This is a genomic window from Leucobacter celer subsp. astrifaciens, from assembly GCF_001273835.1.
GTDB classification, from domain to species: Bacteria; Actinomycetota; Actinomycetes; order Actinomycetales; family Microbacteriaceae; genus Leucobacter; species Leucobacter celer.
The window spans coordinates 480,705-504,503 of sequence record NZ_JHEI01000136.1; the positions used below are offsets into that span (position 1 = coordinate 480,705).

General features: G+C 70.4%; 24 protein-coding genes. 17 read left to right on the forward strand and 7 right to left on the reverse strand.

The genetic code is table 11. The annotated features are described in order from the left end of the window. Positions 1-13 precede the first annotated feature (13 nt). From AMS65_RS10385 to AMS65_RS10395, 3 genes are read left to right on the forward strand one after another with little or no spacing between them, the layout of a single operon-like run. Positions 14-946: a heme o synthase gene (locus AMS65_RS10385; protein WP_157502203.1), complete on the forward strand. Its 933-nt coding sequence runs from the start codon at positions 14-16 to the stop codon at positions 944-946. A 60-nt stretch (positions 947-1,006) separates the two neighbouring features. Continuing rightward, positions 1,007-1,810, forward strand: a complete 804-nt coding sequence (locus AMS65_RS10390; protein ID WP_053384059.1) for a methyltransferase domain-containing protein — start codon at positions 1,007-1,009, stop codon at positions 1,808-1,810. Between the two features lie 33 nt (positions 1,811-1,843). Further along, a complete protein-coding gene (locus AMS65_RS10395; RefSeq protein ID WP_053384060.1) occupies positions 1,844-2,989 on the forward strand; it encodes a trans-sulfuration enzyme family protein in 1,146 nt (381 codons plus the stop codon). A gap of 329 nt (positions 2,990-3,318) precedes the next feature. On the opposite strand, the gene AMS65_RS10400 is transcribed toward AMS65_RS10395, so the two are convergent. Continuing rightward, positions 3,319-4,275, reverse strand: coding sequence for a COX15/CtaA family protein (locus AMS65_RS10400; protein WP_053384158.1), 957 nt, complete (start codon positions 4,273-4,275; stop codon positions 3,319-3,321). Between the two features lie 247 nt (positions 4,276-4,522). Here AMS65_RS10400 and sufB point away from each other — a divergent pair, with 247 nt between their 5' ends. Genes sufB through abc-f form a run of 10 tightly spaced genes read left to right on the forward strand, consistent with a single transcriptional unit; the run spans position 4,523 to position 14,988 of the window. Further along, positions 4,523-5,941 carry a Fe-S cluster assembly protein SufB gene (gene sufB, locus AMS65_RS10405; protein ID WP_053384061.1) on the forward strand — a complete coding sequence of 473 codons (1,419 nt, stop codon included), beginning with the start codon at positions 4,523-4,525 and terminating at the stop codon, positions 5,939-5,941. After that, the gene (gene sufD / locus AMS65_RS10410) at positions 5,941-7,170 is read left to right on the forward strand and encodes a Fe-S cluster assembly protein SufD (protein WP_053384062.1); all 1,230 of its coding nucleotides are present in this window, start codon (positions 5,941-5,943) and stop codon (positions 7,168-7,170) included. Before sufB ends, sufD begins: the two co-directional genes overlap by 1 nt. Next, the gene (locus AMS65_RS10415; RefSeq protein ID WP_053384063.1) at positions 7,170-7,502 is read left to right on the forward strand and encodes a non-heme iron oxygenase ferredoxin subunit; all 333 of its coding nucleotides are present in this window, start codon (positions 7,170-7,172) and stop codon (positions 7,500-7,502) included. Before sufD ends, AMS65_RS10415 begins: the two co-directional genes overlap by 1 nt. Next, positions 7,499-8,263: a Fe-S cluster assembly ATPase SufC gene (gene sufC / locus AMS65_RS10420; protein WP_053384064.1), complete on the forward strand. Its 765-nt coding sequence runs from the start codon at positions 7,499-7,501 to the stop codon at positions 8,261-8,263. Before AMS65_RS10415 ends, sufC begins: the two co-directional genes overlap by 4 nt. 26 nt (positions 8,264-8,289) lie before the next feature. Beyond that, the gene (locus AMS65_RS10425) at positions 8,290-8,640 is read left to right on the forward strand and encodes a metal-sulfur cluster assembly factor (protein WP_053384065.1); all 351 of its coding nucleotides are present in this window, start codon (positions 8,290-8,292) and stop codon (positions 8,638-8,640) included. Beyond that, on the forward strand, positions 8,641-10,173 hold the full coding sequence (gene zwf / locus AMS65_RS10430) for a glucose-6-phosphate dehydrogenase (RefSeq protein ID WP_053384066.1): 1,533 nt from the start codon (positions 8,641-8,643) through the stop codon (positions 10,171-10,173). After that, positions 10,170-11,138, forward strand: coding sequence for a glucose-6-phosphate dehydrogenase assembly protein OpcA (locus tag AMS65_RS10435; RefSeq protein WP_053384159.1), 969 nt, complete (start codon positions 10,170-10,172; stop codon positions 11,136-11,138). Before zwf ends, AMS65_RS10435 begins: the two co-directional genes overlap by 4 nt. After that, positions 11,131-12,582 carry an NADP-dependent phosphogluconate dehydrogenase gene (gene gndA, locus AMS65_RS10440; RefSeq protein ID WP_053384067.1) on the forward strand — a complete coding sequence of 484 codons (1,452 nt, stop codon included), beginning with the start codon at positions 11,131-11,133 and terminating at the stop codon, positions 12,580-12,582. The genes AMS65_RS10435 and gndA overlap by 8 nt, the downstream gene beginning before the upstream one ends. Positions 12,583-12,585: 3 nt before the next feature. Further along, on the forward strand, positions 12,586-13,329 hold the full coding sequence (pgl, locus tag AMS65_RS10445; RefSeq protein WP_075200941.1) for a 6-phosphogluconolactonase: 744 nt from the start codon (positions 12,586-12,588) through the stop codon (positions 13,327-13,329). 60 nt (positions 13,330-13,389) lie between these two features. Then, positions 13,390-14,988: a ribosomal protection-like ABC-F family protein gene (abc-f, locus tag AMS65_RS10450; RefSeq protein WP_053384068.1), complete on the forward strand. Its 1,599-nt coding sequence runs from the start codon at positions 13,390-13,392 to the stop codon at positions 14,986-14,988. 67 nt (positions 14,989-15,055) lie between these two features. Here abc-f and AMS65_RS10455 read toward each other — a convergent pair whose 3' ends face one another. Further along, on the reverse strand, positions 15,056-15,856 hold the full coding sequence (locus AMS65_RS10455) for an ABC transporter permease (protein ID WP_053384069.1): 801 nt from the start codon (positions 15,854-15,856) through the stop codon (positions 15,056-15,058). Next, positions 15,853-16,905 (reverse strand): ATP-binding cassette domain-containing protein, encoded by a 1,053-nt coding sequence (locus tag AMS65_RS10460; protein WP_053384070.1) that lies wholly within the window; start codon positions 16,903-16,905, stop codon positions 15,853-15,855. Before AMS65_RS10460 ends, AMS65_RS10455 begins: the two co-directional genes overlap by 4 nt. A gap of 61 nt (positions 16,906-16,966) precedes the next feature. On the opposite strand from AMS65_RS10460, the gene AMS65_RS10465 reads away from it, so the two are divergent. Further along, positions 16,967-17,929 carry a helix-turn-helix transcriptional regulator gene (locus AMS65_RS10465; RefSeq protein ID WP_053384071.1) on the forward strand — a complete coding sequence of 321 codons (963 nt, stop codon included), beginning with the start codon at positions 16,967-16,969 and terminating at the stop codon, positions 17,927-17,929. 13 nt (positions 17,930-17,942) lie between these two features. Here the strand turns inward: AMS65_RS10465 and AMS65_RS10470 are convergent, their stop codons facing one another. From AMS65_RS10470 to AMS65_RS10485, 4 genes are read right to left on the reverse strand one after another with little or no spacing between them, the layout of a single operon-like run. Then, on the reverse strand, positions 17,943-18,857 hold the full coding sequence (locus tag AMS65_RS10470) for a cutinase family protein (RefSeq protein ID WP_075200942.1): 915 nt from the start codon (positions 18,855-18,857) through the stop codon (positions 17,943-17,945). After that, positions 18,850-19,755 (reverse strand): SURF1 family cytochrome oxidase biogenesis protein, encoded by a 906-nt coding sequence (locus AMS65_RS10475; protein ID WP_053384072.1) that lies wholly within the window; start codon positions 19,753-19,755, stop codon positions 18,850-18,852. Before AMS65_RS10475 ends, AMS65_RS10470 begins: the two co-directional genes overlap by 8 nt. Further along, positions 19,748-19,993, reverse strand: coding sequence for a hypothetical protein (locus AMS65_RS10480; protein WP_083451595.1), 246 nt, complete (start codon positions 19,991-19,993; stop codon positions 19,748-19,750). The genes AMS65_RS10475 and AMS65_RS10480 overlap by 8 nt, the downstream gene beginning before the upstream one ends. After that, positions 19,990-20,436 carry a DUF3099 domain-containing protein gene (locus AMS65_RS10485; protein WP_083451596.1) on the reverse strand — a complete coding sequence of 149 codons (447 nt, stop codon included), beginning with the start codon at positions 20,434-20,436 and terminating at the stop codon, positions 19,990-19,992. Before AMS65_RS10485 ends, AMS65_RS10480 begins: the two co-directional genes overlap by 4 nt. A gap of 145 nt (positions 20,437-20,581) precedes the next feature. Here AMS65_RS10485 and fabG point away from each other — a divergent pair, with 145 nt between their 5' ends. The 3 genes from fabG (at position 20,582) to AMS65_RS10500 (ending at position 23,714) form a co-directional block, all read left to right on the forward strand. Next, positions 20,582-21,292 (forward strand): 3-oxoacyl-ACP reductase FabG, encoded by a 711-nt coding sequence (gene fabG, locus AMS65_RS10490; protein WP_053384073.1) that lies wholly within the window; start codon positions 20,582-20,584, stop codon positions 21,290-21,292. Between the two features lie 97 nt (positions 21,293-21,389). Beyond that, entirely contained in the window at positions 21,390-22,199 is an 810-nt protein-coding gene (locus AMS65_RS10495) for an isocitrate lyase/PEP mutase family protein (RefSeq protein WP_053384074.1), read from the forward strand. Positions 22,200-22,262: 63 nt separating this feature from the next. Then, positions 22,263-23,714, forward strand: a complete 1,452-nt coding sequence (locus tag AMS65_RS10500; protein ID WP_053384075.1) for an HNH endonuclease signature motif containing protein — start codon at positions 22,263-22,265, stop codon at positions 23,712-23,714. Positions 23,715-23,799 lie beyond the last annotated feature (85 nt).

A 23,799-nucleotide genomic window follows, 5' to 3' on the forward strand; every position in this document is an offset into this window, starting at 1 on the left:
AACATGGGAGATGATGTCCACGCAGATCCCCACCCAGTCCAGAGTCGCGGCGACCCCTCCGCGCCGCAGCTTCGGTCGCATCGTCAAGAACTACGTGTCGCTGACCAAGCCTCGCGTCATGGAACTGCTGCTTGTGGTCACCGTGCCGGCCATGATCCTGGCCCAGGGCGGACTGCCGAATCTCTGGCTGGTGCTCGCGACGCTCATCGGCGGCGCGATGAGCGCCGGATCCGCGGGGTCGTTCAACTGCTACATCGACCGCGACATGGATCGCAAGATGAAGCGCACCGAGAACCGGCCGCTCGTCACGGGCGAGATCTCCGACCGCAACGCGCTCGTCTTCTCGTGGGTGCTCGGCGTGCTCTCCGTCGTGTGGCTGCTGCTCACCACGAACTGGCTGGCCGCAGCGCTCTCGGCGGCCGCGATCTTCTTCTACGTCGTCGTCTACACGCTGCTGCTCAAGCGCCACAGCGAGCAGAACATCATCTGGGGCGGGATCGCGGGCTGCTTCCCCGTGCTCATCGGCTGGGCCGCGGTCACCGGCGACCTCGGCTGGCCCGCGTGGATCTTCTTCCTCATCATCTTCCTCTGGACGCCGGCGCACTACTGGCCGCTCTCGATGCGCTACCGCGAGGACTACGCGGCGGCCGGCGTGCCGATGCTCGGCGTCGTGCGGGGTCGCGTCACCGTCGGACTGCAGGTGATCCTCTACGCCTGGGCGACGGTCGCCTCGAGCCTGCTGCTGATCCCGGCGCCCGGGATCGGGTGGCTCTACACGGTGGTCGCCGTGCTCTCCGGAGGTTACTTCATCCTGCAGGCGCACCGCCTCTACGGCAGCGCGATCCGCGGCAGGGAGGGCAAGCCGATGCAGGTCTTCCACGGCTCGATCACCTACCTCTCCGTGATCTCGCTCGCCATCGCGATCGATCCGCTGCTGCCGTTCTGACCCGGAGCTCCCCGGGCGTCGGGCGCAGCTCCCGCTGCGACGGAGCGATAGGGTGTGCGCATGGCTGATGCATACGCACACGGACACCACGCGAGCGTGCTCCGCTCCCATACCTGGCGCACGGCCGAGAACTCGGCCGCGTACCTGCTCCCGCTGCTGCGCCCCGGCACACGGGTGCTCGACGTGGGCTCGGGACCCGGGACCATCACCGCCGATTTCGCGCGCCTCGTCGCTCCCGGGCAGGTCGTGGGCATCGACGCGTCGAGCGACGTCGTGGAGAAGGCCGCGGCCGATACGGCATCGCTCGGTCTCGCGAACCTCCGCTTCGAGACGGCGGACGCCTACGCGCTCGACATGGCCGACGACAGCTTCGACATCGCGCACGCGCACCAGGTGCTGCAGCACGTGGGAGACCCGGTCGCCATGCTCCGCGAGATGCGACGCGTCACCGCGCCGGGCGGGGTCGTCGCGGCCCGCGACGTCGACTACGAGGGCGTCATCTGGTCGCCGGACCATCCCGAGCTCACCGAGTGGCTCGAACTCTACCTCGAGGTGCACCGCGGGGTCAGCGGGGAACCCGCTGCCGGGAGACGCCTCAAGGCATGGGCGCGCGAGGCGGGCTTCGCGGAGGTGACCTGCTCGGCCTCGCTCTGGCTGTTCGAATCCGATGAGGATCGGGCGTGGTGGGGCGGCATGTGGGCCGAGCGCGCGGTCGCGTCCGCCTTCGCCGAGAACGCGATCCGTCTCGGACTCGCCGATCGCGATCGGCTGGAGCGCATCTCGGCGGGCTGGCAGCGCTGGGCGGAGGATCCCGACGGCTGGCTGCTCATGCCGCACGCCGAGATCGTCGCGCGCGCCGGGTGAACTCGCGTCCTGCGCCGGCGCTACGCTGATGGGATGACCAGCCACGCGCACGAGTTCCACCCCAGCACCGCCGTCGTCGCCCTCGGCCGGCCGGATCCCGAGCCCGACGGACCCCTCAACCCGCCGATCGTGCTCAGCTCGACCTTCCGGGGCTCCCGGACGCCGGAGCCGGGGGAGCGGGTGTACGCCCGCTACTCGAACCCGAGCTGGGAACCGCTCGAGTCGGCGATCGCCGCGCTCGAGGGGAGCGAGACCCCAGGTCTCGCCTACGCCTCGGGAATGGCGGCGGTGTCCGCGGCGCTGTCGCTCACCCCGATCGGGGGCGTCGCAGTGGTGCCGAGCGCCTCGTACAACGGCACGATCGGCCTGGCCCGTGAACTCGAGGCCGAGGGCGCTCTCCGGCTGCGCGAGGTCGATCCGCTCGACGTCGACGCCACGGTGGCGGCGCTCGACGGCGCGGACCTGCTCTGGCTCGAGTCGCCCACGAACCCGATGCTCGACGTGGTGGAGGTGCCCGCGCTGGCCCGGGCTGCGCGCGAGCGCGGTGTGACGGTCGTCGTCGACAACACCTTCAGCACCCCGCTTCGGCAGCGGCCGCTCGAGGTCGGCGCCGACGTGGTGGTCCACTCCGCGACGAAGTTCATCGCCGGGCATTCGGACGTGCTGCTGGGCCTCGCCGTGATGGGAGATCCCGAGCTGCGCGCGCGGCTCGCGAAGCGGCGCACGCTGCAGGGAGGGATCCCGGGTCCCTTCGAGGCCTGGCTCGCCCTGCGAGGCCTGCGCACGATGGCGCTGCGTCTGGACCGCTCCGAGGAGACGACGGGCGAGCTCGCGCGGCGCCTGCTCGATCACCCCGCCGTCGCGCGCGTGCGCTATCCCGGTCTGCCGCAGGACCCGAACCACGAGCGGGCGCGGGCGCAGCTCGACGGCTTCGGCGCCGTCGTGTCGATCGAGCTCGCCGGCGGGGCCGAGGCCGCCGAGGCCTTCGTCGACGCGCTGCGGCTGTTCACGCCGGCCACCAGTCTGGGCGGCGTCGAATCCCTCGTCGAGCGCCGCCGCAGGCACGCCGCCGAGCCCGTGGAGGTGCCCGAGGCGCTCGTGCGCCTGAGCGTCGGGATCGAGCACGTGGAGGACCTGTGGGCCGATCTCGAGCGGGCGCTCGAGACGTTCGCGGGGTAGGGGTTCAGCCCGCAGTTCCCGGCGACACGAGTGAGCGCAGCAGGCGGGGCAGGGGAGTGCGGGGCACCCTCACCAGGCCGCGCGCGACGCCGGGTGGCGCGTCCTGGTCTTCTCCTCCGAGGATGTGCTCGACGACCCCGTCGAGGCCGGCCGGAGCATGCTCCGATGCAGCGGGAGGACCGCACGCGCCGTGCGGCCGGTGCTGGCTCGGCTGCTCGAAGAGCGCTCGGGAAGCGATACCGAATCCGCGATACCCATTCGGAGCGTGAGCGCAGATGGTTCAGAATCGCGGTGATTCGGAACCACCTGCGCGCACTCGGCAGCCCGGGTCAGTCAGCAGGCTCCGCCGCGGGAGCGGCGGGGCGCTTCAGCCGCAGCACCACGACGGTCATCGCCGCGGCCGTGAGAGATGCGAGCACCATGTGCACGCCGACGGCGAAGGGCGGCAGCCCGCTGCGGGCCTGGAAGACGCCGACCCCGATCTGCACGATCAGCACGGCGAGCAGCGCGATCGACCAGCGCAGCGGGCGCAGGCGCTTCGCCGCCGACCAGCCCACGAGCGCGAGCACGAGTGCGAGGGAGATGTAGCCGGGCCACGCGTGGATGTGGCTGAGCAGCGTCGCGTCGAAGCCGTCGCGCACGATGCTCTCGTCGCCCGAATGGGGGCCGGCACCGGTCGTGAGCACGCCGAAGAGCACCGTGATCGCCATGAAGAGCGTGGTGACGTGGGTCAGGATCGCGAAGCCCTTCGGCACGGCGCGCTCGCGAGGCAGGGGCGACTCGTACACGCGCACCAGATAGGCGGCGGTGATGCACACGATCACGAGCGAGACCGTGTAGTGGAAGCCCACCAGGTTCGCGTTGAGGTGCAGCCACACCACGAAGGCGCCCACGAGGGCCTGCAGCGCGACGAGTCCCAGCACCACCGTCGAGATGACGAAGAGGTCGCGGCGCTGGGCGCGGATGCGCCAGCTCAGCACCAGCACGAGGATGCCGATGATGAGCAGCGGCCCCGAGATCGTGCGATTGGTGAACTCGATGATGCCGTGGATGCCGAGTTCGGGGGTGGGGACGAGCGAGCCGGGGGTGCAGACGGGCCAGTCCGTGCAGCCGAGTCCCGATCCCGTGAGGCGCACGGTGCCGCCGGTGGCGATGATCGCCACGTTCAGCACGAAGGAGATCCACGCCGAGACCCGCAGGAGCCGGGAGGGAGCGACGGCACCCGGGTCGCGGGGCCTTCCGGTAACGGGTGCGGACCCGGCGGGTGTGGTCGCGGCGGACAACAGAACTCCTCTCGACGGCCTCTCATCTGTGCGCCCCTGGCGCGCCCCTCCCGTTATTCTCCGGGAGGCTGTAGAATGGGAAGCTGTGGTTGCGTGCGGCGAACCGCCATCGGGTGCGAAGCACCGGATCGGCCGGTTCCGTCCGAAGCCCAGACTACTGCACCGCTGCAGGGCCAGGACTGTGTGCCCGATCGATATTTTGGCGCGCACGCGGGGCCGGCCCGGCGAGACGAAGAATGAGGGAGGGATCATGCCAGAGGTACTGATCGACCGACCCGAGCTTGAAGGCTTGGGCCAGTACGAGTTCGGCTGGCACGACAGCGATGAGGCGGGCGCGATTGCCAAGCGCGGTCTCAGCGAGCAGGTCGTGCGTGAAATCTCGGCTCTGAAGAACGAACCGGAGTGGATGCTGCAGCGACGCCTGAAGGCGCTGCAGATCTTCGGGCGCAAGCCGATGCCGTCGTGGGGCGCGGATCTCTCCGAGATCGACTTCGACAACATCAAGTACTTCGTGCGCTCGACCGAGAAGCAGGCGACGAGCTGGGAAGAGCTTCCCGAGGAGATCAAGGAGACCTACGAGCGTCTCGGGATCCCCGAGGCCGAGCGCCAGCGCCTCGTCGCCGGCGTCGCGGCCCAGTACGAATCGGAGGTGGTGTACCACCAGATCCGCGAGGATCTCGAGGAGCAGGGCGTGCTCTTCCTCGACACCGACACCGCGCTGCGCGAGCACCCGGAGATCTTCGAGGAGTACTTCGGCACCGTCATCCCGTCGGGCGACAACAAGTTCGCCGCGCTGAACACGGCCGTGTGGTCGGGCGGTTCCTTCGTGTACGTGCCGAAGGGCGTGCACGTCGAGATCCCGCTGCAGGCCTACTTCCGCATCAACACGGAGAACATGGGCCAGTTCGAGCGCACGCTCATCATCGCCGACGAGGGCAGCTACGTGCACTACATCGAGGGTTGCACGGCCCCGATCTACAAGTCGGACTCGCTGCACTCGGCCGTCGTCGAGATCATCGTGAAGAAGAACGCCCGCGTGCGGTACACGACCATCCAGAACTGGTCGAACAACGTCTACAACCTCGTCACCAAGCGCGCCGTGGCCGAAGAGGGCGCCACCATGGAGTGGGTCGACGGCAACATCGGCTCGAAGGTCACGATGAAGTACCCGTCGATCTACCTGACGGGCGAGCACGCCAAGGGCGAGACCCTGTCGGTGGCCTTCGCGGGCCCCGGCCAGCACCAGGACACCGGCGCGAAGATGATCCACCTCGCGCCCAACACGAAGTCCTCGATCCTCGCGAAGTCGATCGCCCGCGGCGGTGGACGCACCGGCTACCGGGGCGAGGTGCGCGTCGAGGCGACCGCTCATCACTCCGCGAACTCGGTGGTCTGCGACGCGCTGCTCGTCGATACGATCTCGCGTAGCGACACCTACCCGGCGATCGACATCCGCACCGACGACGCGGAGCTCGGCCACGAGGCCACGGTCTCCCGCGTCAGCGAGGAACAGCTGTTCTATCTCATGAGCCGCGGCATGGCAGAGGAAGAGGGCATGGCGATGATCGTGCGCGGCTTCATCGAGCCGATCGCGCGCGAGCTGCCCATGGAATACGCCCTCGAACTGAACAAGCTCATCGAGATGGGCATGGAAGGATCCGTCGGATAATGACCGAAGCTGTTGCAACCACAGAGACTGCTCAGCATGGCCTGACCGCCCACTCGGACGGCGACTGGGCGAACCGGATTCCGGTGCAGACCCGTTCGGATCGCCCCAAGTCGACCGACGTCGCCGCCTTCGAACGGGTGACGGGTCGCGAGGCGGTCTGGAAGTTCACGCCGATCGCGAAGCTCGACGCCCTGCTGAACGGTGAACTGGACGGCTCCCGCCTCCCGGTCTCCGTTTCTGTGCATACTGCCGCAGGCGCCGTGAGCGAGGTCGCCGGCGTCGCATCGGAGTGGATCGCCCGCGACGATGCCCGCATCGGCCGCGCGGGCATCCCCGAGGAGCGCGGCGCGGCCGCGGCCTGGGGGGCGTTCGGCGAGGCTCACCTCGTGACCCTGTCCGCGCCCTCGAACGGCGCCGAGGAGAAGGTCACGGCGATCGTCACCCGCGACGCGCTCGACTCCGCCCCCCGGGCGGGGCACACGATCATCGAGGCCGCGCCGCAGAGCGAGAGCCTCGTGATCCTCGAGAACACGGGCGCCGCCCAGCTCTCCGAGAACGTGGAGATCGTGGTCGGCGACGGCGCGAAGCTGACCGTCGTGAGCGTCCAGCAGTGGGCCGACGACGCGATCCACCTCGCGAGCCACTACGCCACGGTGGGGCGCGACGCGTCGCTGACCCACATCGTGGTCTCGCTCGGCGGCGAGGTCGTGCGCCTCAACCCGTCGATCCACCTCGATCACGAGGGCGCGAACGGCGAGGCGCTGGGCGCCTACTTCGCCGATGCCGGCCAGCACCTGGAGCACCAGGTCTACCTGGATCACGACGCGCCGCACACCCGCAGCCGCGTCACCTACAAGGGGGCGCTGCAGGGCGAGGGGGCGCACACCGTGTGGATCGGCGACGTGCTGATCCGCAACAACGCCACCGGCACCGACAGCTACGAGCAGAACCGCAACCTCGTGCTCAGCGAAGGTACTCGCGCCGACTCGATCCCCAACCTGGAGATCGAGACCGGCGACATCGAGGGGGCGGGGCACGCCTCGGCGACGGGCCGCTTCGACGACGAGCACATCTTCTACCTGCAGAGCCGCGGCATCTCCGAGGAGGAGGCGCGCAAGCTCGTGGTGCGCGGCTTCCTGCTCGAGGTCATCGCCCAGATCGGCGACGAGGCGACCGAGGAGCGGCTGCAAGCCGCCGTCGAGGCCGAACTGGCGGAGTCCGTCAAGTAATGGCTCGTCACAGGGTGCTCGCGGTGAGCGATCTGGTGCAGGATCAGGCGACGCGCGTCGTCGTCGACGATGTGCCGATCGCCGTGGTGCTGGACTCGCAGGGCGAGGTCCACGCCATCGGCGACACCTGCACCCACGGACAGATCAGCCTGTCCGAGGGATTCGTCGAGGACGACACGCTCGAGTGCTGGGCCCACGGGTCCGCGTTCTCGCTGCGCACAGGCGTCCCGCAGAACCTCCCGGCGTACGAGCCGGTTCCCGTCTACGTTGTCGAGATCGAAGACGGCGACGTGTACATCGACCCCAACGTTACGAAAGAGATTGAACAATGAGCTCCGTTCTTGAAATCAAGGACCTGCATGTCAGCGTCGAGACCGAGCAGGGTGCCAAGCAGATCCTGAAGGGGGTCGACCTCACCATCAAGCAGGGCGAGACCCACGCGATCATGGGCCCCAACGGTTCGGGCAAGTCGACCCTCGCGTACGCGATCGCAGGCCACCCCCGCTACGAGGTCACCAGCGGATCGATCCTGCTCGACGGCGAAGAGGTGCTCGAGATGGAGGTGGACGAGCGCGCGCAGGCCGGCCTCTTCCTCGCCATGCAGTACCCGGTCGAGATCCCCGGCGTGACCAACGCCAACTTCCTGCGCACCGCCAAGACCGCGATCGACGGCGAGGCGCCGGCGATCCGCACCTGGATGAAGGACGTCAAGGAGGCCATGCAGAACCTCCGCATGGACGAGTCGTTCGCGTCGCGCAACGTCAACGAGGGCTTCTCGGGCGGCGAGAAGAAGCGCAACGAGATCCTGCAGATGGAACTGCTCAAGCCGAAGTTCGCGGTGCTCGACGAGACCGACTCCGGCCTCGACGTCGACGCGCTCAAGGTCGTGTCGGAGGGCGTCAACCGCGCCAAGGACAACACGGGCCTCGGCGTGCTCCTCATCACCCACTACACCCGCATCCTGCGCTACATCAAGCCGGACTTCGTGCACGTGTTCGTGAACGGCCGCGTCGCGGAGGAGGGCGGCCCGGAGCTCGCCGAGCGCCTCGAGGAAGAGGGTTACGATCGCTTCCTCACCGGTGCTTCGGCCTGACGCCGGCCTGGTCTAGGCTGGTTCTCATGAGCGACGAAGCAACGACCGTTCCGCTGTCGATCGATCCGGAGTTCCGCGAACAGGCGATCGAGGCGCTGAAGAACGTCTCCGATCCCGAGCTGGGCGTGAACATCGTCGACCTGGGCCTGATCTACGATCTGGCCTTCGACGAGGAGCACGACGCGCTGGTCATCAGCATGACGCTCACGAGCGCGGGATGCCCGCTCACCGACGTCATCGAGAACGACATCGCGGAGGCCCTCGACGGGCTCGTGACGGCGTTCCGCATCAACTGGGTGTGGATGCCGCCGTGGACCCCGGAGCGGATCACCGACGACGGTCGGGACATGATGCGAGCTCTCGGGTTCGCCATCTAGATGGGCCCTACCAACCCGCTGCGCTCGCCCGACGATCCTCGCCTGAGCAGGATCGCCGGGCCGAGTGCGCTCGTGATCTTCGGCGTCACGGGCGACCTCTCGCGCAAGAAGCTGATGCCGGCCGTGTACGACCTCGCGAATCGCGGGCTGCTCCCTCCGGGGTTCGCCCTCGTCGGCTTCGCGCGACGCGACTGGGCGGACCGCGACTTCGCCGAGATCGTGCACGACGCGGTGCGGAAGCACGCGAGAACGCCGTTCCGCGAGGAGACCTGGCGGCAGCTCGCCCAGGGCATCCGCTTCGTGCAGGGGCAGTTCGACGACCCCGCGGCCTACCGCCGGCTGCGCGACACGGTGGACGCGCTCGATCGCGAGCGCGGCACGATGGGCAACCACGCCTTCTATCTGTCGATCCCTCCGCGGATGTTCCCGGAGGTCGCCCAGCAGCTGAGCAGCACGGGACTCGTGGATCGCACGAGCGAGGATCAGCGCTGGCGACGGGTGATCATCGAGAAGCCGTTCGGGCACGATCTCGCCTCGGCCCGGGCTCTGAACGATGCCCTGGAGTCGGCGTTCCCCGCCGACTCGATCTTCCGCATCGACCACTATCTCGGCAAGGAGACGGTGCAGAACATCCTCTCGCTCCGCTTCGCGAACACGATGTACGAGCCGATCTGGAACCGCAACTACGTCGATCACGTGCAGATCACCATGGCCGAGGACATCGGGGTCGGCGGCCGGGCGGGCTACTACGACGGGGTCGGAGCGGCCAGGGACGTGATCCAGAACCACCTGCTGCAGCTGCTCGCGCTCACCGCGATGGAGGAGCCGATCAGCCTGAGCGCCGAGCACCTGCGCGCCGAGAAGGAGAAGGTGCTCGAGGCCGTCAAGCTGCCGGAGGACCTCGCCGCGGCGGTCGCCAGGGGGCAGTACGCCGGAGGATGGCAGGGCGGCGAGGAGGTCACCGGCTTCCTCGACGAGGACGGCATGGATCCGGGATCCCGCACCGAGACCTACGCGGCGATGAAGCTCCACGTCAACACCCGCCGCTGGGCCGGCGTGCCCTTCTACCTGCGCACCGGTAAGCGCCTCGGGCGTCGTGTCACCGAGATCGCCGTCGTGTTCCGCAAGGAGGCCGGCGAGCTCTTCGGCAAGGCCGAGACGACCGAGCAGGGCTCGAACGCGCTCGTCATCCGGGTGCAGCCGGACGAGGGGATCACGATCCGCTTCGGCGCGAAGGTGCCCGGCACCGCCGCCCGGGTGCGCGACGTGACGATGGACTTCGGATACGGGCACGCCTTCACGGAGGCGAGCCCCGAGGCCTACGAGCGACTGATCCTGGACGTGCTGCTGGGCGACGCCCCGCTCTTCCCCCGGCAGCGGGAGGTGGAGCTGTCGTGGCGGATCCTCGACCCGGTCGAGGAGTACTGGGCCGGGCTGGACGAGCCGCTCGAGCAGTACGCACCCGGCTCGTGGGGACCCGACGCCGCGCGGGAGCTGCTCGCGCGGGATGGACGCAGCTGGAGGCGACCGTGATCGAAGAGCTTCCCGGAACGAGCGTCAGCGCGGTCGCACGTCGTCTCGTGTCGATGCGGCAGGAGAGCGGCGTCGCCGCGCTGGGACGGGTGCTGACGCTCGTGATCGCCGCCACCGGGCCCCTCGACGAGGCGGTGGTCGAGGCCGCGAATCACGCGTCGAACGAGCATCCCATGCGCGTGATCGTGCTGCTCACCCGGCCGGAGGGCCCGGCGCGCCTCGACGCCGAGATCCGAGTCGGCGCCGACGCCGGCGCGAGCGAGGTCGTGGTGCTGCGGGCCTACGGCGAGGCGAGCACCGGGATCGAGAGCCTCGTCACGGGCCTGCTGCTGCCCGATGCGCCGGTCGTCGTGTGGTGGCCGGCCGCCGCCCCGGAGCGCCCCGGCTCGGATCCGCTCGGCCGCATCGCGCAGCGCAGGATCACCGACAGCGCCTCGATCACCGACGCCGCGGAGCAGGTGCGGCGCATCGCCGCCTACTCGGCGGGGGACACCGACCTCGCCTGGACGCGCGTCACACGGTGGCGCGAGTACCTCGCCGCAGTGCTCGACCAGCCGCCCTTCGACCCGGTGACGTCGGTGGAGGTCGTCGGAGCCGCGGGGTCGATGTCGACCCAGCTGCTCGCGGCCTGGCTCCAGCTCGCCCTGGACGTGCCCACCACCTGCCGGCTGCCAGACGGCAACCACCCGGCGGAGGGGGTGCGCTCGGTCACGCTGTCACGGGCCACCGGCGACGCGGTGCTGGAGCGGGTCTCCGGATCGCAGACCCTCCTGCGGCAGCCGGGCCACCCGACCCACGAGATCGTGCTGCCGCGCCGCACGCTGAGCGAGTGCCTCGCGGAAGAGCTGCGCCGACTCGACGAGGACGTCATGTACCGGCGCGTGCTCGAGCGGCTGGGCCGCATCCGGTCGGCGCAGGCGGCGAAGGACAACCGAACGAGTGAATGGAGCACGGAAGATGACTGAGCCCGGAACGCGCGAGCGCACCGCGAACATCGGCGTGGTCGGCCTGGCGGTCATGGGCGCGAATCTCGCGCGCAACCTGGCCAGCCGCGAGGGGAACACCGTGGCGGTGCTCAACCGCAGCCGCGGGCGCACCGAGGCGCTGGTGGCCGAGCACCCCGAGGCGGGATTCGTGCCCGCGTACTCCTACGAGGAGTTCGCCGCGAGCCTCTCGCGCCCGCGCACCGCGATCATCATGGTCCAGGCCGGAGCCGCGACCGACGCCACCATCGAAGAGCTCGTGCGCGTCTTCGAGCCGGGCGACATCATCGTCGACGGGGGCAACGCCTACTTCCCGGACACGATCCGCCGCGAGCGGGCGGTGCGCGAGACGGGCATCAACTTCGTGGGCGCGGGCATCTCCGGCGGCGAGGAGGGCGCGCTGAACGGCCCCAGCATCATGCCGGGCGGTTCGGACGAGGCCTGGGAGACGCTCGGCCCGATCCTGCGGTCCATCGCAGCGGTCGCCGAGGGCGAGCCGTGCGTGGCGCACATGGGTCACGACGGCGCCGGGCACTTCGTGAAGATGGTGCACAACGGCATCGAGTACGCCGACATGCAGCTGATCGCGGAGGCCTACGATCTGATCCGTCGCGGCACGGGGAAGAGTCCCGCGGAGATCGCGGAGGTCTTCGCGGAGTGGAACGGGGGCGAACTCGAGTCGTACCTCATCGAGATCACGGCCGAGGTGCTCAGGCAGGTCGACGCGGCGACGGGCGAGCCGCTCGTCGACGTGATCCTCGATCAGGCGGGTGCGAAGGGCACCGGCGCCTGGACCGTGCAGACCGCGCTGTCGCTCGGCGTGCCGGTCTCGGGCATCGCGGAGGCGACCTTCGCGCGCTCCCTCTCCTCCCACCCCGAGCAGCGCGACGCCGCAGCGGGACTGCCGGGCCCGGCCGAGATCCCGGCTCCGTCCGATCAGGCCGAGTTCATCGAGGACGTGCGCCAGGCGCTCTACGCCTCGAAGATCGTCGCCTACTCGCAGGGCTTCGACGAGATCCGCGCGGGAGCCGCCGAGTACGACTGGAGCATCGACCTCGGCTCCGTCGCGCGCATCTGGCGCGCCGGCTGCATCATCCGCGCCCAGTTCCTCAACCGGATCGCCGACGCCTACGCGGAGCAGCCGGAGCTGCCTCTGCTCATGGCCGCGCCCTACTTCGCCGAGGCGCTCGGCCGCGGGCAGGAGGCGTGGCGCCGCGTCGTGACGCACGCCACCCGCGCGGGCATCCCTGCCCCCGCGTTCTCGTCGTCGCTCGCCTACTACGACGGCCTGCGCGCCGAGCGGCTGCCCGCCGCGCTCGTGCAGGGGCAGCGCGACTTCTTCGGGGCGCACACCTACCGGCGCATCGACCGGCCCGGCAGCTTCCACACGCTGTGGTCGGGCGACCGCTCGGAGATCGAGGCCTAGCCGATGCCCTCTCCGCTGCGCATCGCGCGCGTCACCGACCTCGCAGCGCTCGGCGCGGCGGTCGCCGACGCACTGGTCGCGGGGTGCCGAGCCCGGCAGGCGCAGGGCGAGGTGCCCTGCATCGTGCTCACCGGGGGCAGCGGGGGAGAGCGGGTGCTGCGGGATCTCGCCGCGCACGCCGAGCTCGGCTCCGTCGACTGGCGGCGGGTGCGCTTCCTCTGGGGCGATGAGCGCTGGGTGCCGCAGGGGCACGAGGATCGCAACGACAAGCTCGCCGACGACACGCTGTTCGCGGCGGTGGAGACGGATCCCGCGCTCGTGCACCGCATTCCCGCCGCTGACTCGGGGCTGCCGCTCGATGCCGCAGCAGCCGCCTACGCCGACCTCGTCGCGGGGATCGACCGCATCGACTTCGCCCTCAGCGGCGTCGGCCCCGACGGGCACGTCGCATCGCTCTTCCCCGGCCGCGAGGACCTGCTGCTCGTCGGCCCGGATGTCGTGGACGCGATCCCGGTGCGCGACTCGCCGAAGCCGCCGCCCGAGCGCATCTCGCTGACCCTCCCGGCGCTGAACCGCGCGGAGCACACGTGGTTGATCGCGGCCGGTGCGGCCAAGGCGGAGGCCGTGGGGCGGATCGTGGCGCGCGACGAGCCGGTGCTGCCGGCCGCGCGCCTCAGCGGCACCGTCGAGACGGTGATCTGGGCCGACGACGCCGCGCTCAGCATCGTCGACGCGAGCGGCCGGTAGACTAGCGAGGTTGTCCACCGATCGGGTCGTAGACCCGGCATCTCCGAGGAGCCCCGCAGCATGATCACCGTCGAAGACCTCGCGATCGACGTCGGAGCCCGACGCCTGATGGAGGGCGTCACCTTCCGTGTGAACCCGGGCGACAAGATCGGTCTCGTCGGGCGCAACGGCGCGGGCAAGACGACCCTCACGCGCACCCTCTCGGGCGAGCTGCAGCCCGCGGAGGGCACGATCAACGTCGCCGGGGAGCTCGGCTTCCTGCCGCAGGACCCGCGCACGGGGGATCCCGAGCAGATCGCGCGACACCGGATCCTCGACGCCCGCGGGCTCGGCACGCTCACGCAGAACATCGCGAAGGCGACCGAGGACATGGCGTCCGACGACCCGGCGGTGGCGGAGAAGGCGATGAGGCGCTTCGGCAATCTCACCGACCGCTTCCAGGCGCTCGGCGGGTACGCGGCGGAGTCCGAGGCCGCTTCGATCTCGAACAATCTCGGGCTGCCCGACCGGATCCTCGATCAGCCGCTGAAGACGCTGTCCGGCGGTCAGCGCCGCCGAATCGAGCTCGCGAGGATCCTCTTCTCGGACGCGGACACCATGATCCTCGACGAGCCGACGAACCACCTCGATGCCGACTCCATCGTGTGGCTGCGGGAGTTCCTGAAGAGCTACAAGGGCGGCGTGATCATCATCAGTCACGACATCGACCTCGTGGGGGAGACCGTGAACCGCGTCTTCTACCTCGACGCGAACCGCCAGGTCATCGACATCTACAACATGAACTGGAAGCTCTATCTGCGGCAGCGGGCCGCCGACGAGGAGCGCCGGCGCAAAGAGCGGGCGAACGTCGAGAAGAAGGCCTCGGCCCTCAAGGACCAGGCTGCGAAGTTCGGCGCGAAGGCCTCCAAGGCGGCCGCGGCCCACCAGATGGTGGCGCGCGCCGAGAAGATGCTGTCGGGCCTCGACGAGGTGCGCCAGGTGGATCGTGTGGCCAAACTGCGGTTCCCCGATCCCTCGCCCTGCGGCAAGACGCCGCTGATGGCCTCCGGGCTCTCGAAATCGTACGGATCGCTCGAGATCTTCGCCGGTGTCGATCTGGCGATCGATCGCGGCTCGAAGGTCGTGATCCTGGGACTCAACGGCGCCGGCAAGACGACGCTGCTGCGCCTGCTCGCGCAGGTCGACGAGGCCGACACCGGCGAGATCATCGCCGGTCACGGGCTGAAGGTCGGGTACTACGCGCAGGAGCACGAGACGCTCGACGTCAAGGCGAGCGTGCTGCAGAACATGGTGTCGGTGTCGCAGCACCTCACCGAGACCGAGGCTCGCAAGGTGCTCGGCTCGTTCCTGTTCACCGGCGACGACGTGCACAAACCGGCCGGAGTGCTCTCCGGCGGGGAGAAGACGCGCCTCGCACTCGCGATGCTCGTGGTCTCGAGCGCCAACGTGCTGCTGCTCGACGAGCCCACCAACAACCTCGACCCGGCCAGCCGCGAGGAGATCCTCGACGCGCTCGCGCACTTCAAGGGCGCCGTGGTGCTCGTGTCGCACGACCAGGGGGCCGTCGAGGCGCTCAACCCCGAGCGCGTGCTGATCATGCCCGAGGCCACCGAGGACCACTGGTCGAAGGAGTACCTGGAGCTCATCGAGCTCGCGTAGCCGGTAGAGGCGCGGGCGGAGCGGGCGGCACCGGCAACAGTGCTCCGGGCCGCTCCGCCCGAGCCGCTCAGCTGCTGCGGCGCATCGCCCGGATGCCCACGACGAGCCCCACGGTCGCGACCGCGAGCGCGGACGCGCCTCCCCAGAGCACCGCGGGTTCGGCGAAGGCACCCGACAGCAGCGCGCGCTCGGCCTGCACGACCCAGTTCACCGGGTTGACCGCGGCGATGGCGCGCATCCAGCCAGGGCCCTCGTCGAGCGGCAGCAGCATCCCCGAGAGGATGAGCAGCGGGAACATCAGCCCCTGCTGCAGGCCCCAGAACAGCCACTCGCGGTCCTTGGTGACCAGCGCCAGGGCGTAGGAGAGCGAGCCCAGCCCCACGCCGAACACCGCGAGCAGCAGGAGTCCGCCGATGAGTCCGGCCGGGTGCGCCCGGAACCCGAACGGCCAGGCGATCGCGACGATCAGGAGGGCCTGCACCACGATCGGCGCGACCTCCTTGAGCGCCCGCCCGACCAGCAGCGAGGACCTCGACAGCGGGGCGACGAGGGTGCGCTCGTGGGAGCCCGTCATCATCTCGTACTGGAGGTTGGAACCGGTCATACCCGTTCCGAAGAGCACGATCATGACGAGCACACCGGGCACGAACCACTGCAGCGTCTCGGCGGCGGGCCGGCCGGACGCCCCGATGAGCAGCGGCGCGAACAGTCCCAGGAAGATCAGGGGCTGCAGCAGGCTGAAGATGAGGGAGAACGGATCGCGGATCACCGGGCGCAGTTCGCGGACGAGCACGTTCCAGGTGTCGCGCGCCGCGTTCGGGCGGACGGTCCGCGCCGTCCCATCGTCTACCGGGGTCGTGGTGGTCATCGTTTCGTTCCCTTCGTCGCGAGCTCGCGCTCGGCAGCGTCATCGGCCTGCTCGGCCTGGTCCGGTTCGTCATCCTGAACGCCCTGCTCCGCCTCGCGCAGCGTGCGGCCGGTGAGCGCGAGGAACACGTCGTCCAGCGTCGGCGGCACTCCGGTGGCGGATCGCACCGCGATTCCCGCCGCGTCGAGCGCCCGCACTGCGGCGGGGAGGAGCTCGTCCCCGTTCGGTGCCGTGACCGACACCTCGCGGTCCGCGATCCGCACCTCGCGCTCGGTCAGCCCCCGCAGCACATCCGCGGCACGACCGGTCTCCTCGCCGGTGCTGAACCCGAGCGTGACCAGGTCTCCGGCGAGTTCCGCCTTCATCCGGTCGGCGGTGTCGTCGGCGACGATCCGGCCCCGATCCATGACCATCACGCGCTCGGCGTAGCGATCCGCCTCCTCGAGATAGTGCGTGGTGAGGAAGACGGTGGTGCCGTGCTGCTCGCGCAGATCGAGGATGTGCTGCCACAGATTCGCGCGGCTCTGCGGGTCGAGCCCCGTGGAGGGCTCGTCGAGGAAGAGCAGGGGAGGGGTGTGCATCAGCCCGAGTGCGATGTCGAGTCGTCGCTTCTGCCCGCCGCTGAGCTGCTGCACGGTGCGGGTGGCGAAGGATCCGAGGTCCAGCGACTCGATGAGCTCATCGGCGCGGGCGCGCGTGGCCGCTGCGGAAAGCCCGTAGAACGCGCCCTGACTGAGCAGTTCGTCGCGCACGCGCTGCGCGAAGCTGCCGCTGGTGAGCTGCCCGACGTAGCCGATCCGGGCCCGCACACCGGCCGAGTCCCGGAGGATGTCGCAGCCGGCGACCCTCGCCGAGCCCTCGGTGGGAGGGACCAGCGTGGTCAGCATGCGCAGGCTGGTGGATTTGCCCGCGCCGTTCGGCCCGAGGAACGCGACGAGCTCGCCACGCTCGACCTGGAAGGTCAGGTCGGTGACCGCCTCGACGGTCTTCTGCTTGACGGTGAAGCGCTTGGTCAGCGCCTCTGCTTGGATGATGGGTTCTGAGGTCATGATCCGAGGCTAAGGAACAACCAGGACAGATCCTGTCCTGAAAATGTGACAGCATGAGGGCATGTCCGACACCACCACCCGCGCGCTGGCACTCCTCAACCTGCTGCAGACGCATCGGCACTGGCCGGGTACCGAGCTGGCCGAGCGCCTCGGTGTCACCGAGCGCACCGTGCGGAGAGACATCGAGCGGTTACGGGATCTGGGCTACCGGGTCGAATCGACCCCGGGTGCCGCGGGCGGCTACCGGCTGGAGGCCGGCAGCGCCGTTCCGCCGCTGCTGCTCACCGACGAAGAGGCCGTGGCGATGGCCATCGGGCTGCGGGTCGCCGCATCGCAGCGCCTCGTGTCGGGCGCCGAGACGACGATCACGGCGCTCGCGAAGCTCGAGCAGGTGCTGCCGGCGCGTCTCCGCCGTCGGGTGAACGCCCTCGCGGAGACCGTGCAGCCCGCGGGCATCTCCTCGGGCGCGCCGGTGTCGTCGGAGGTGCTCGGCGAGCTCGCCCTCGCGTGCCGCGATCACGAGCGCGTGCGCTTCACCTACACCTCCGCGGAGGGAGCCGTGACGCGCCGTCGCGTGGAGCCGCACGCGCTCGCCCCGGCCGAACGGCACTGGTACCTGCTCTGCTGGGACCTGGAGCGCGACGACTGGCGCACCTTCCGCGTCGACCGCGTCTCCGGGCTCGAGCACCTTCGCGTGCTGTTCGCGCCGCGCCCGCTCACCCCCGAGGAGGTCGAGGAGTTCATCCTCATCGCGCGCTCGTGGGCGCCCCAGACCGTCGAAACCGACGTCGTGATGGATCTGCCGCTCGACGAGATGCAGCAGCGCTTCGGGCAGTGGTCGCAGGGGGCCACCGCCGAGAGCGACTCCCGCACCCGCTGGCCGGTCGGCGGCGCCGACTGGCGCGAGGCGATGTACGGGATGCTCTACATCCCGCCCGGCGTCGAGTACACGACCGACCTCGCCGAGCCGCATCGCGGCGAACTGCGCGAGGCGCTGCAGCGGATGCTGCGCGCCCTCGAGTAGTCCGACCGCTCGGCTAGTCCGCGGTGCGCTGCCCGCCCGTCTCCTGCTGCTCGGTGGCGTCGCCTCCCGCAGCGGCATCGCTGCTGTCGGTGGCATCGCCGCTGTCGTCACGGCCATCGACATTCCGCGGCGGATCCAGCCGGGTGATCGCGAATGCCGCGCCGTCCTGCTGCATGCCGTTGCTGTAGTAGTCGACGTGCGGCGCCTCGTCGAGGTCGAGGCTGCTCTGGCAGACGAAGTCGCCGGCGACGCAGTAATCGCGCAGGCGGTCCGCATAGGCGTCGAGGCTGCCGGGGGGACGGGGCAGGATGCCGTTCATCCGCGGGTCGTAGCTGCCGTAGTCGAACGACTCGCTGCCCACGAAGCGGGGATTGCCGTAGAACACGATCGCGAGCACGCGCTCGGCCGCAGCCTCGCTCACCTCGCCGACGGTCTCGCCGATGAGCCTCGCCCCGGGTGCCGCGAGCGCGTCGCCGATCACGAGCGCGCCCTGGGAGTAGCCGAGCAGCACGAAGCGCTGATCCTCGCAGGCCTCCGTCTGCACGTTGAGCGTGTCGACGAGCGTGCGAGCACCGATGGTGCCGCCCTCCTTCACGTCGGTGTCGGCGGGGTAAGCGAGGTCGAGCTGCAGCACCTCGCCCGGCCGGGCCTCGGAGATCGCGCGGGAGACGGGGGAGAGGAGCTGGCCGCGCGAGGGCTCCGCCGTGCCGCGCGCGGTGATCACGAGATAGGGGAGGCACTCGAGCGGCTCGACGATCGGCTCGGGCTCGCGATCCGCGTCGAGCTCCTCGGCCGCCTCGGGCGGCGCCGGACCCTCGGTCACCTCGGACAGCGACTCCCGGGCGGCCGTCGCGTCGATGGGCGGCGCGCACGCCGAGAGCAGCAGGGCGAACCCCACCAGCAGTGCGAGCAGCAGCGGCCTACGCATCGAGCAGCGCGTCCTCTTCCTCCGCGTCGCTCGGCCCCCGACGACTCCGGCGCTCGGCGCTGCGGCGATCCTGCTCGCGCACCACCGCGCTGCCCGCGTTGAACGTCCGATACTCCCGTCGCGCCGCGTAGGCCACGCCGATCGCCGCGATCAGGATGAACACGTACCACTGCAGCGCGTACGAGAGATGGGGGCCCTCGTCGCGCTCGGGCTTCGCGGGCAGCACGCCGTGCTCGCCCGCGGGATCCTCCGACACGAGCATGCCGTAGGCGCCGGTGTAGGCGGTGTCCTCCGAGGAGCTGAGGCGGGCCAGCTCGGACAGCTGGATGCTCGCGACGGTGCGACCGGCGGTGGTGCGACCCGGGATCGCGGGCTCGGAGGCGCGCAGCCGGGCCACGACGTGCACCGGACCCGCGGGGGGCTGCGGCAGATCGGCCTCCTCGACCTCGCCGCGCTCCGAGGCGCCCCCGTCGACCGGCACCCAGCCGCGATCGACGAAGAACACGCCGCCGTCGGCCGTTCTGAGCGGCTGGATCACGTTCGAGCCGACCCCCTGCGGTCCGGGCCGGTTGCGGGCGAGGTACGCCTCGCCGAAGTACTCGCCCTCGATCGAGACGGTGCGCCACTTCTGCGCGTCCTCGTCGAACGCCTCGCGGTGCGGCAGCTCCTCGGAGAGCGCCACAGGGGCGCCGTCGTAGTTCGCGTCGATGCGGGCGATCTCCGCCCGCGCCTCGGCGCGCCGATCGAACTGCCAGTTGCCCAGCAGCACGCAGGCGATCGCGAAGATGAGCAGCATCGCGAAGTATCCGGCCCAGCGGGCGGAACGCAGGAAGCTCCACCCGACCCGGCCCGCATCCTCCGCGACTTCAGCGGTCTCCGGTGCGCGCGTCTCAGTCATCGAGCTCACCCACCGTCCGTACCTCCAGGGGAAAATCGCGTGCTGCGAGGAACTCGCGCAGCGTCTCCAGATGCTCCGGGCAGGCCAGCCAGGTCTTGCGCCGGTCCGCGTCGTGGATCCGCGGGTTCCGCCAGAGGATCGCCCAGCGGGCGGCCTCCCGGCACCCGGCCCGGGAGCACGCGAAACGGTGCTCGGGCGTGCCGCCGAGGGTCAGCGGCGAGGACGCGGCGGCGCTCACGGGGCGTCTCCCGGAATCGTCTCGTCCGCACCCGGAACGGCCGGGTCCGTCCGAACAGCATCCGCGGGAGCAGCGGGAGGGCTGCCCGGAGGCGGCCCTCCCGCCGGGCGTGCCCGGCGCTCGGGATCGACATCGATCACGATCAGCGATTCGGCTCCCGGTCCGTCCGTCTCGGCGCCCGCGCCGCCCTCGAGCTGCAGCGGAGCGGGCGCGTCGGGCGCGTCGCCCCCGCCGTGGGCGACCGCGTTGCCCACCATCACGGCGAACCACGGCAGGAGCACCGCCCCCGCGGCGGCGAGCAGCACCCACCAGCCGCGCACCCAGAAGAGGGAGGCGACGCAGGCCACGCGCAGGCTCATCGCGATGAAGTACATGCGCATACGGTGCGCGCGATCCTCGGCCGGATTCACGCCAGCCGATGTCACGCTGTAACTCTTCGCCATGCGTCCCTTCTTCGTACCGCTCCAGCCTACGCCGTGTCGCCCGGGCCTCGCTGTGCCCTCGCCCAGAACCGCACCGCGCGTCAGCCCGTTCGGCGCTCCGACGTCGCATAGGGTGGATCCCAGCTGTTTCGACGGAAGGACCCCCATGACCACCTCGCGTACCGTTCTCGTCACCGGAGGCAACCGCGGCATCGGTTACGCCATCGCCGAGCGCATGATCGCCGACGGTCATCGCGTCGCCGTCACCGCCCGCTCCGGGGAGGGGCCCGAGGGATCGCTGACCGTGCGCGCGGAGATGACCGACGCGGCCTCCATCGACGCGGCCTTCACCGAGATCGAGGCTCAGCTCGGTCCGGTCGAGGTGGTCGTCGCCAACGCCGGCATCACCAAGGACACGCTGCTGCTGCGCATGACGGAGGAGGAGTTCACCAGCGTCATCGACACGAACCTCACCGGCACCTTCCGCGTCGTGAAGCGAGCGGCCAAGGGCCTGCTCAAGGGCCGCTTCGGCCGGGTCATCCTGATCTCCTCCGTCGTAGGCCTGTACGGCTCGCCCGGTCAGATCAACTACTCCTCGTCGAAGGCCGCGCTCGTCGGTTTCGCCCGCTCGCTCACCCGCGAGCTCGGCGCTCGCAACATCACCGCCAACGTGATCGCCCCCGGCTTCATCGAGACCGATATGACCGCCGCCCTGCCCGAGGAGCAGCAGCAGCAGTACCTGTCGTCCATCCCCGCGAATCGCTTCGGGCAGGTCGCCGAGATCGCCGGCGCCGCGTCGTTCCTCGCGGGCGACGACGCGGCCTACATCTCGGGCGCGGTGATCCCCGTCGACGGCGGTCTGGGCATGGGGCACTGACCCCGCACGGAACCCCGGCTGTCGCACGGGCCGCCCGGAGCTGTCAAGCCCCTGCGAGAGCCTTCCGCTTGCCGGAGGCCCGGCGTAGCCTGGGCGCATGAGCACCAGCGAGCACCGCCGATCCCACACGCGCGTCGTGGTCGACGCACAGACACTGTCCGAGCTCTACCGGGCGCCCGAGATCCTGCGCGTCGTCAACGTGTGGGACGCCGCGAGCGCTCGCGTCGTGGCGGAACTGCCCGGCAGCCGGGCGATCGCGACGGCCGGCCACGGCATCGCCGCTTCGCACGGCTACCCCGATGGCGAGCGGATCCCGCTCGATCTCATGCTCTCGACGGTCGAACGCATCTCCGCGGTGACGGATCTTCCGGTCACCGCCGACCTCGACGGAGGGTTCGGCGACCCCGGCGAGGCGGTGCGGAAGGCCATCGGCGTCGGCGTCTCCGGCGCGAACATCGAGGATCAGCTGCGCCCGCTGCAGGAGTCCGTGGAGGTGATGCGCGCCGCGGTCGACGCCGGGCGCCGCGAGGGCGTGGCCTTCGTGCTCAATGCACGCACCGACGCGATCGTGAGGGGCGGCGATCGCCCCCGCGAGGCATCGATCGCCGATGCGATCGAGCGCGGCAGGGCCTATCTCGACGTGGGCGCGCAGTGCGTCTTCGTGCCCGGTGTGCTCGACGCCGACGAGACGCGCGCGCTGGTCGACGGGATCGGGGAGCGCCGGGTGAGCGTGATCGGGCTTCCCGGAGCCCTCACTGCTGCCGAGTACGAGGCGCTCGGCGTGGCCCGCATCTCCTACGGACCGATGCCGCAGAACGTCGCGCTCACCGCGCTCAAGCGGCTCGGCGAGTCGCTCGGGGGCGACGGCGTGATCCCCGACGACACGGAGCAGCTCAACAACTTCTGAGTCCGGACTGCCGCCGAGCCGCGAGCGGCCGACAATGTCAGTGGTCCGTGATCTCATGGGCTCATGGCCGATCAGCGCAGCGCAGAACCCGAGCTCCGGGCGGTTCCCCGCTCGCGGCTCGGCGGCGGCGAGATGCCGGCATCACCCGACGGAACGCGCGCCGCGGGGGACGCCGATCCGCATCCCCTCGAGGAGATGGTGTGCTGGTTGGAGCGAATGGAGTCCCAGCAGCGCGGGCTCGATGCGACGAGGGTGCGGTTGATCGCCGCGGCGATGGATCAGGTGCTCGGCGTGAGCATCCCGACGGCATCGGGGCTTGACGGTGTTCCCGGGAACCGCAGCGGAGCGAAGCAGGATCTTGCGTACCGCTCGCTGCGGGCGGAGCTCGCAACGGCGTTCGCCCTGAGCGAGCATCAGGTCGATGTGCAGATGGATCTCGCTCACCGTCTCAGTCACCAGTATGCGGCGACGCTCGCCGCGCTCGAACGCGGAGAGATCGGATACGCGCACACCCGTGTGATCGCGGACGCGGGTGTCGTGATCGGCCCCGGCGATGCACCGGATCCGGCACGACGACGCGCGAACTACGAGCGCGAGGTGCTCGCGGTCGCGAAACGGGAGACGCCGAATCGCTTGCGGCCGATCGCTCGGCGCATCGCCGAGCAGTGGGCCGAGCGCCCGCTCGAGGAGCGGCATCGCGAGGCGGTGCTCGAGCGCCGTGTCGTCGTCGTCGAGGCTGAAGACGGCATGGCGGATCTGATCGCGCGTCTTCCCGCGGTCGAGGCGTATGCGGTCCATGACCGGCTCTCCGGTATCGCACGAGCGGCCGAACGCGGGGAGCGGGTGATTCGCACGGGTGCCCCTGCGGCTCGCTCGCGCGACCAGCTTCGCGCCGATGCGTTCGCGGATCTGCTGCTCTCCGCCGACGAGCGCACCCTGTTCGCCGGGTCGACGGCGGAAGCGGTGCAGGCGCGCGTGCAGGTGATCGTGCCGATCGATTCGCGCGGCATCTGCGAGCTCGTCGGTTCCGGTCCGATCGGAGACGATGTCGCGCGGAGCATCGCAGCCGAGACCGCGCAGTGGGATCGGGTGACGGTACGGCAGGGGACGGGCGAGGTGATCGCCGTGGACCGCTACCGTCCGAGCGAGCAGATGCGGCGCCTGCTCGGCGCGCGGGACCGGCACTGCCGCTTTCCCGGTTGTCGCGTCCCCGCATCACGATGCGACATCGACCACACGGTCGACGCGGCGCATGGCGGCCCGACATCGACCGACAATCTCGCACATCTGTGCCGCGGGCACCACGTGCTCAAGCATCACAGCGAGTGGCGGGTCGCGCAGGAATCGGGTGGAACGCTCCGCTGGACCAGCCCGACCGGCCGACAGTACCTCGACCGGCCGCGGGGAGCGCGTACGGAGCAGGGGAGCGCGAAGCGCCTCGGCGAGGCGGAGCCGCCCGGCCGACGACGATCCGTGCGGTTCGGGGGCGACAACCACCCCGAGGTCTGCTTCTAACGCGACATCCGCGTCGGCATGCCGGGCCAGTCCGGCGAGCCTGGTGAGCCGGGCCAGTCCGGCGAGCCTGATGCGCCCGGCCCGG

What these genes read in the sequence shown, in the direction of transcription:
- AMS65_RS10385 (WP_157502203.1), top strand. Translation starts at nt 14, where the DNA reads ATGTCCACGCAGATCCCCACCCAGTCCAGAGTCGCGGCGACCCCTCCG.
- AMS65_RS10390 (WP_053384059.1), top strand. Translation starts at nt 1,007, where the DNA reads ATGGCTGATGCATACGCACACGGACACCACGCGAGCGTGCTCCGCTCC.
- AMS65_RS10395 (WP_053384060.1), top strand. Translation starts at nt 1,844, where the DNA reads ATGACCAGCCACGCGCACGAGTTCCACCCCAGCACCGCCGTCGTCGCC.
- sufB (WP_053384061.1), top strand. Translation starts at nt 4,523, where the DNA reads ATGCCAGAGGTACTGATCGACCGACCCGAGCTTGAAGGCTTGGGCCAG.
- sufD (WP_053384062.1), top strand. Translation starts at nt 5,941, where the DNA reads ATGACCGAAGCTGTTGCAACCACAGAGACTGCTCAGCATGGCCTGACC.
- AMS65_RS10415 (WP_053384063.1), top strand. Translation starts at nt 7,170, where the DNA reads ATGGCTCGTCACAGGGTGCTCGCGGTGAGCGATCTGGTGCAGGATCAG.
- sufC (WP_053384064.1), top strand. Translation starts at nt 7,499, where the DNA reads ATGAGCTCCGTTCTTGAAATCAAGGACCTGCATGTCAGCGTCGAGACC.
- AMS65_RS10425 (WP_053384065.1), top strand. Translation starts at nt 8,290, where the DNA reads ATGAGCGACGAAGCAACGACCGTTCCGCTGTCGATCGATCCGGAGTTC.
- zwf (WP_053384066.1), top strand. Translation starts at nt 8,641, where the DNA reads ATGGGCCCTACCAACCCGCTGCGCTCGCCCGACGATCCTCGCCTGAGC.
- gndA (WP_053384067.1), top strand. Translation starts at nt 11,131, where the DNA reads ATGACTGAGCCCGGAACGCGCGAGCGCACCGCGAACATCGGCGTGGTC.
- pgl (WP_075200941.1), top strand. Translation starts at nt 12,586, where the DNA reads ATGCCCTCTCCGCTGCGCATCGCGCGCGTCACCGACCTCGCAGCGCTC.
- abc-f (WP_053384068.1), top strand. Translation starts at nt 13,390, where the DNA reads ATGATCACCGTCGAAGACCTCGCGATCGACGTCGGAGCCCGACGCCTG.
- AMS65_RS10455 (WP_053384069.1), bottom strand. Translation starts at nt 15,856, where the DNA reads ATGACCACCACGACCCCGGTAGACGATGGGACGGCGCGGACCGTCCGC.
- AMS65_RS10460 (WP_053384070.1), bottom strand. Translation starts at nt 16,905, where the DNA reads ATGACCTCAGAACCCATCATCCAAGCAGAGGCGCTGACCAAGCGCTTC.
- AMS65_RS10465 (WP_053384071.1), top strand. Translation starts at nt 16,967, where the DNA reads ATGTCCGACACCACCACCCGCGCGCTGGCACTCCTCAACCTGCTGCAG.
- AMS65_RS10470 (WP_075200942.1), bottom strand. Translation starts at nt 18,857, where the DNA reads ATGCGTAGGCCGCTGCTGCTCGCACTGCTGGTGGGGTTCGCCCTGCTG.
- AMS65_RS10475 (WP_053384072.1), bottom strand. Translation starts at nt 19,755, where the DNA reads ATGACTGAGACGCGCGCACCGGAGACCGCTGAAGTCGCGGAGGATGCG.
- AMS65_RS10485 (WP_083451596.1), bottom strand. Translation starts at nt 20,436, where the DNA reads ATGGCGAAGAGTTACAGCGTGACATCGGCTGGCGTGAATCCGGCCGAG.
- fabG (WP_053384073.1), top strand. Translation starts at nt 20,582, where the DNA reads ATGACCACCTCGCGTACCGTTCTCGTCACCGGAGGCAACCGCGGCATC.
- AMS65_RS10495 (WP_053384074.1), top strand. Translation starts at nt 21,390, where the DNA reads ATGAGCACCAGCGAGCACCGCCGATCCCACACGCGCGTCGTGGTCGAC.
- AMS65_RS10500 (WP_053384075.1), top strand. Translation starts at nt 22,263, where the DNA reads ATGGCCGATCAGCGCAGCGCAGAACCCGAGCTCCGGGCGGTTCCCCGC.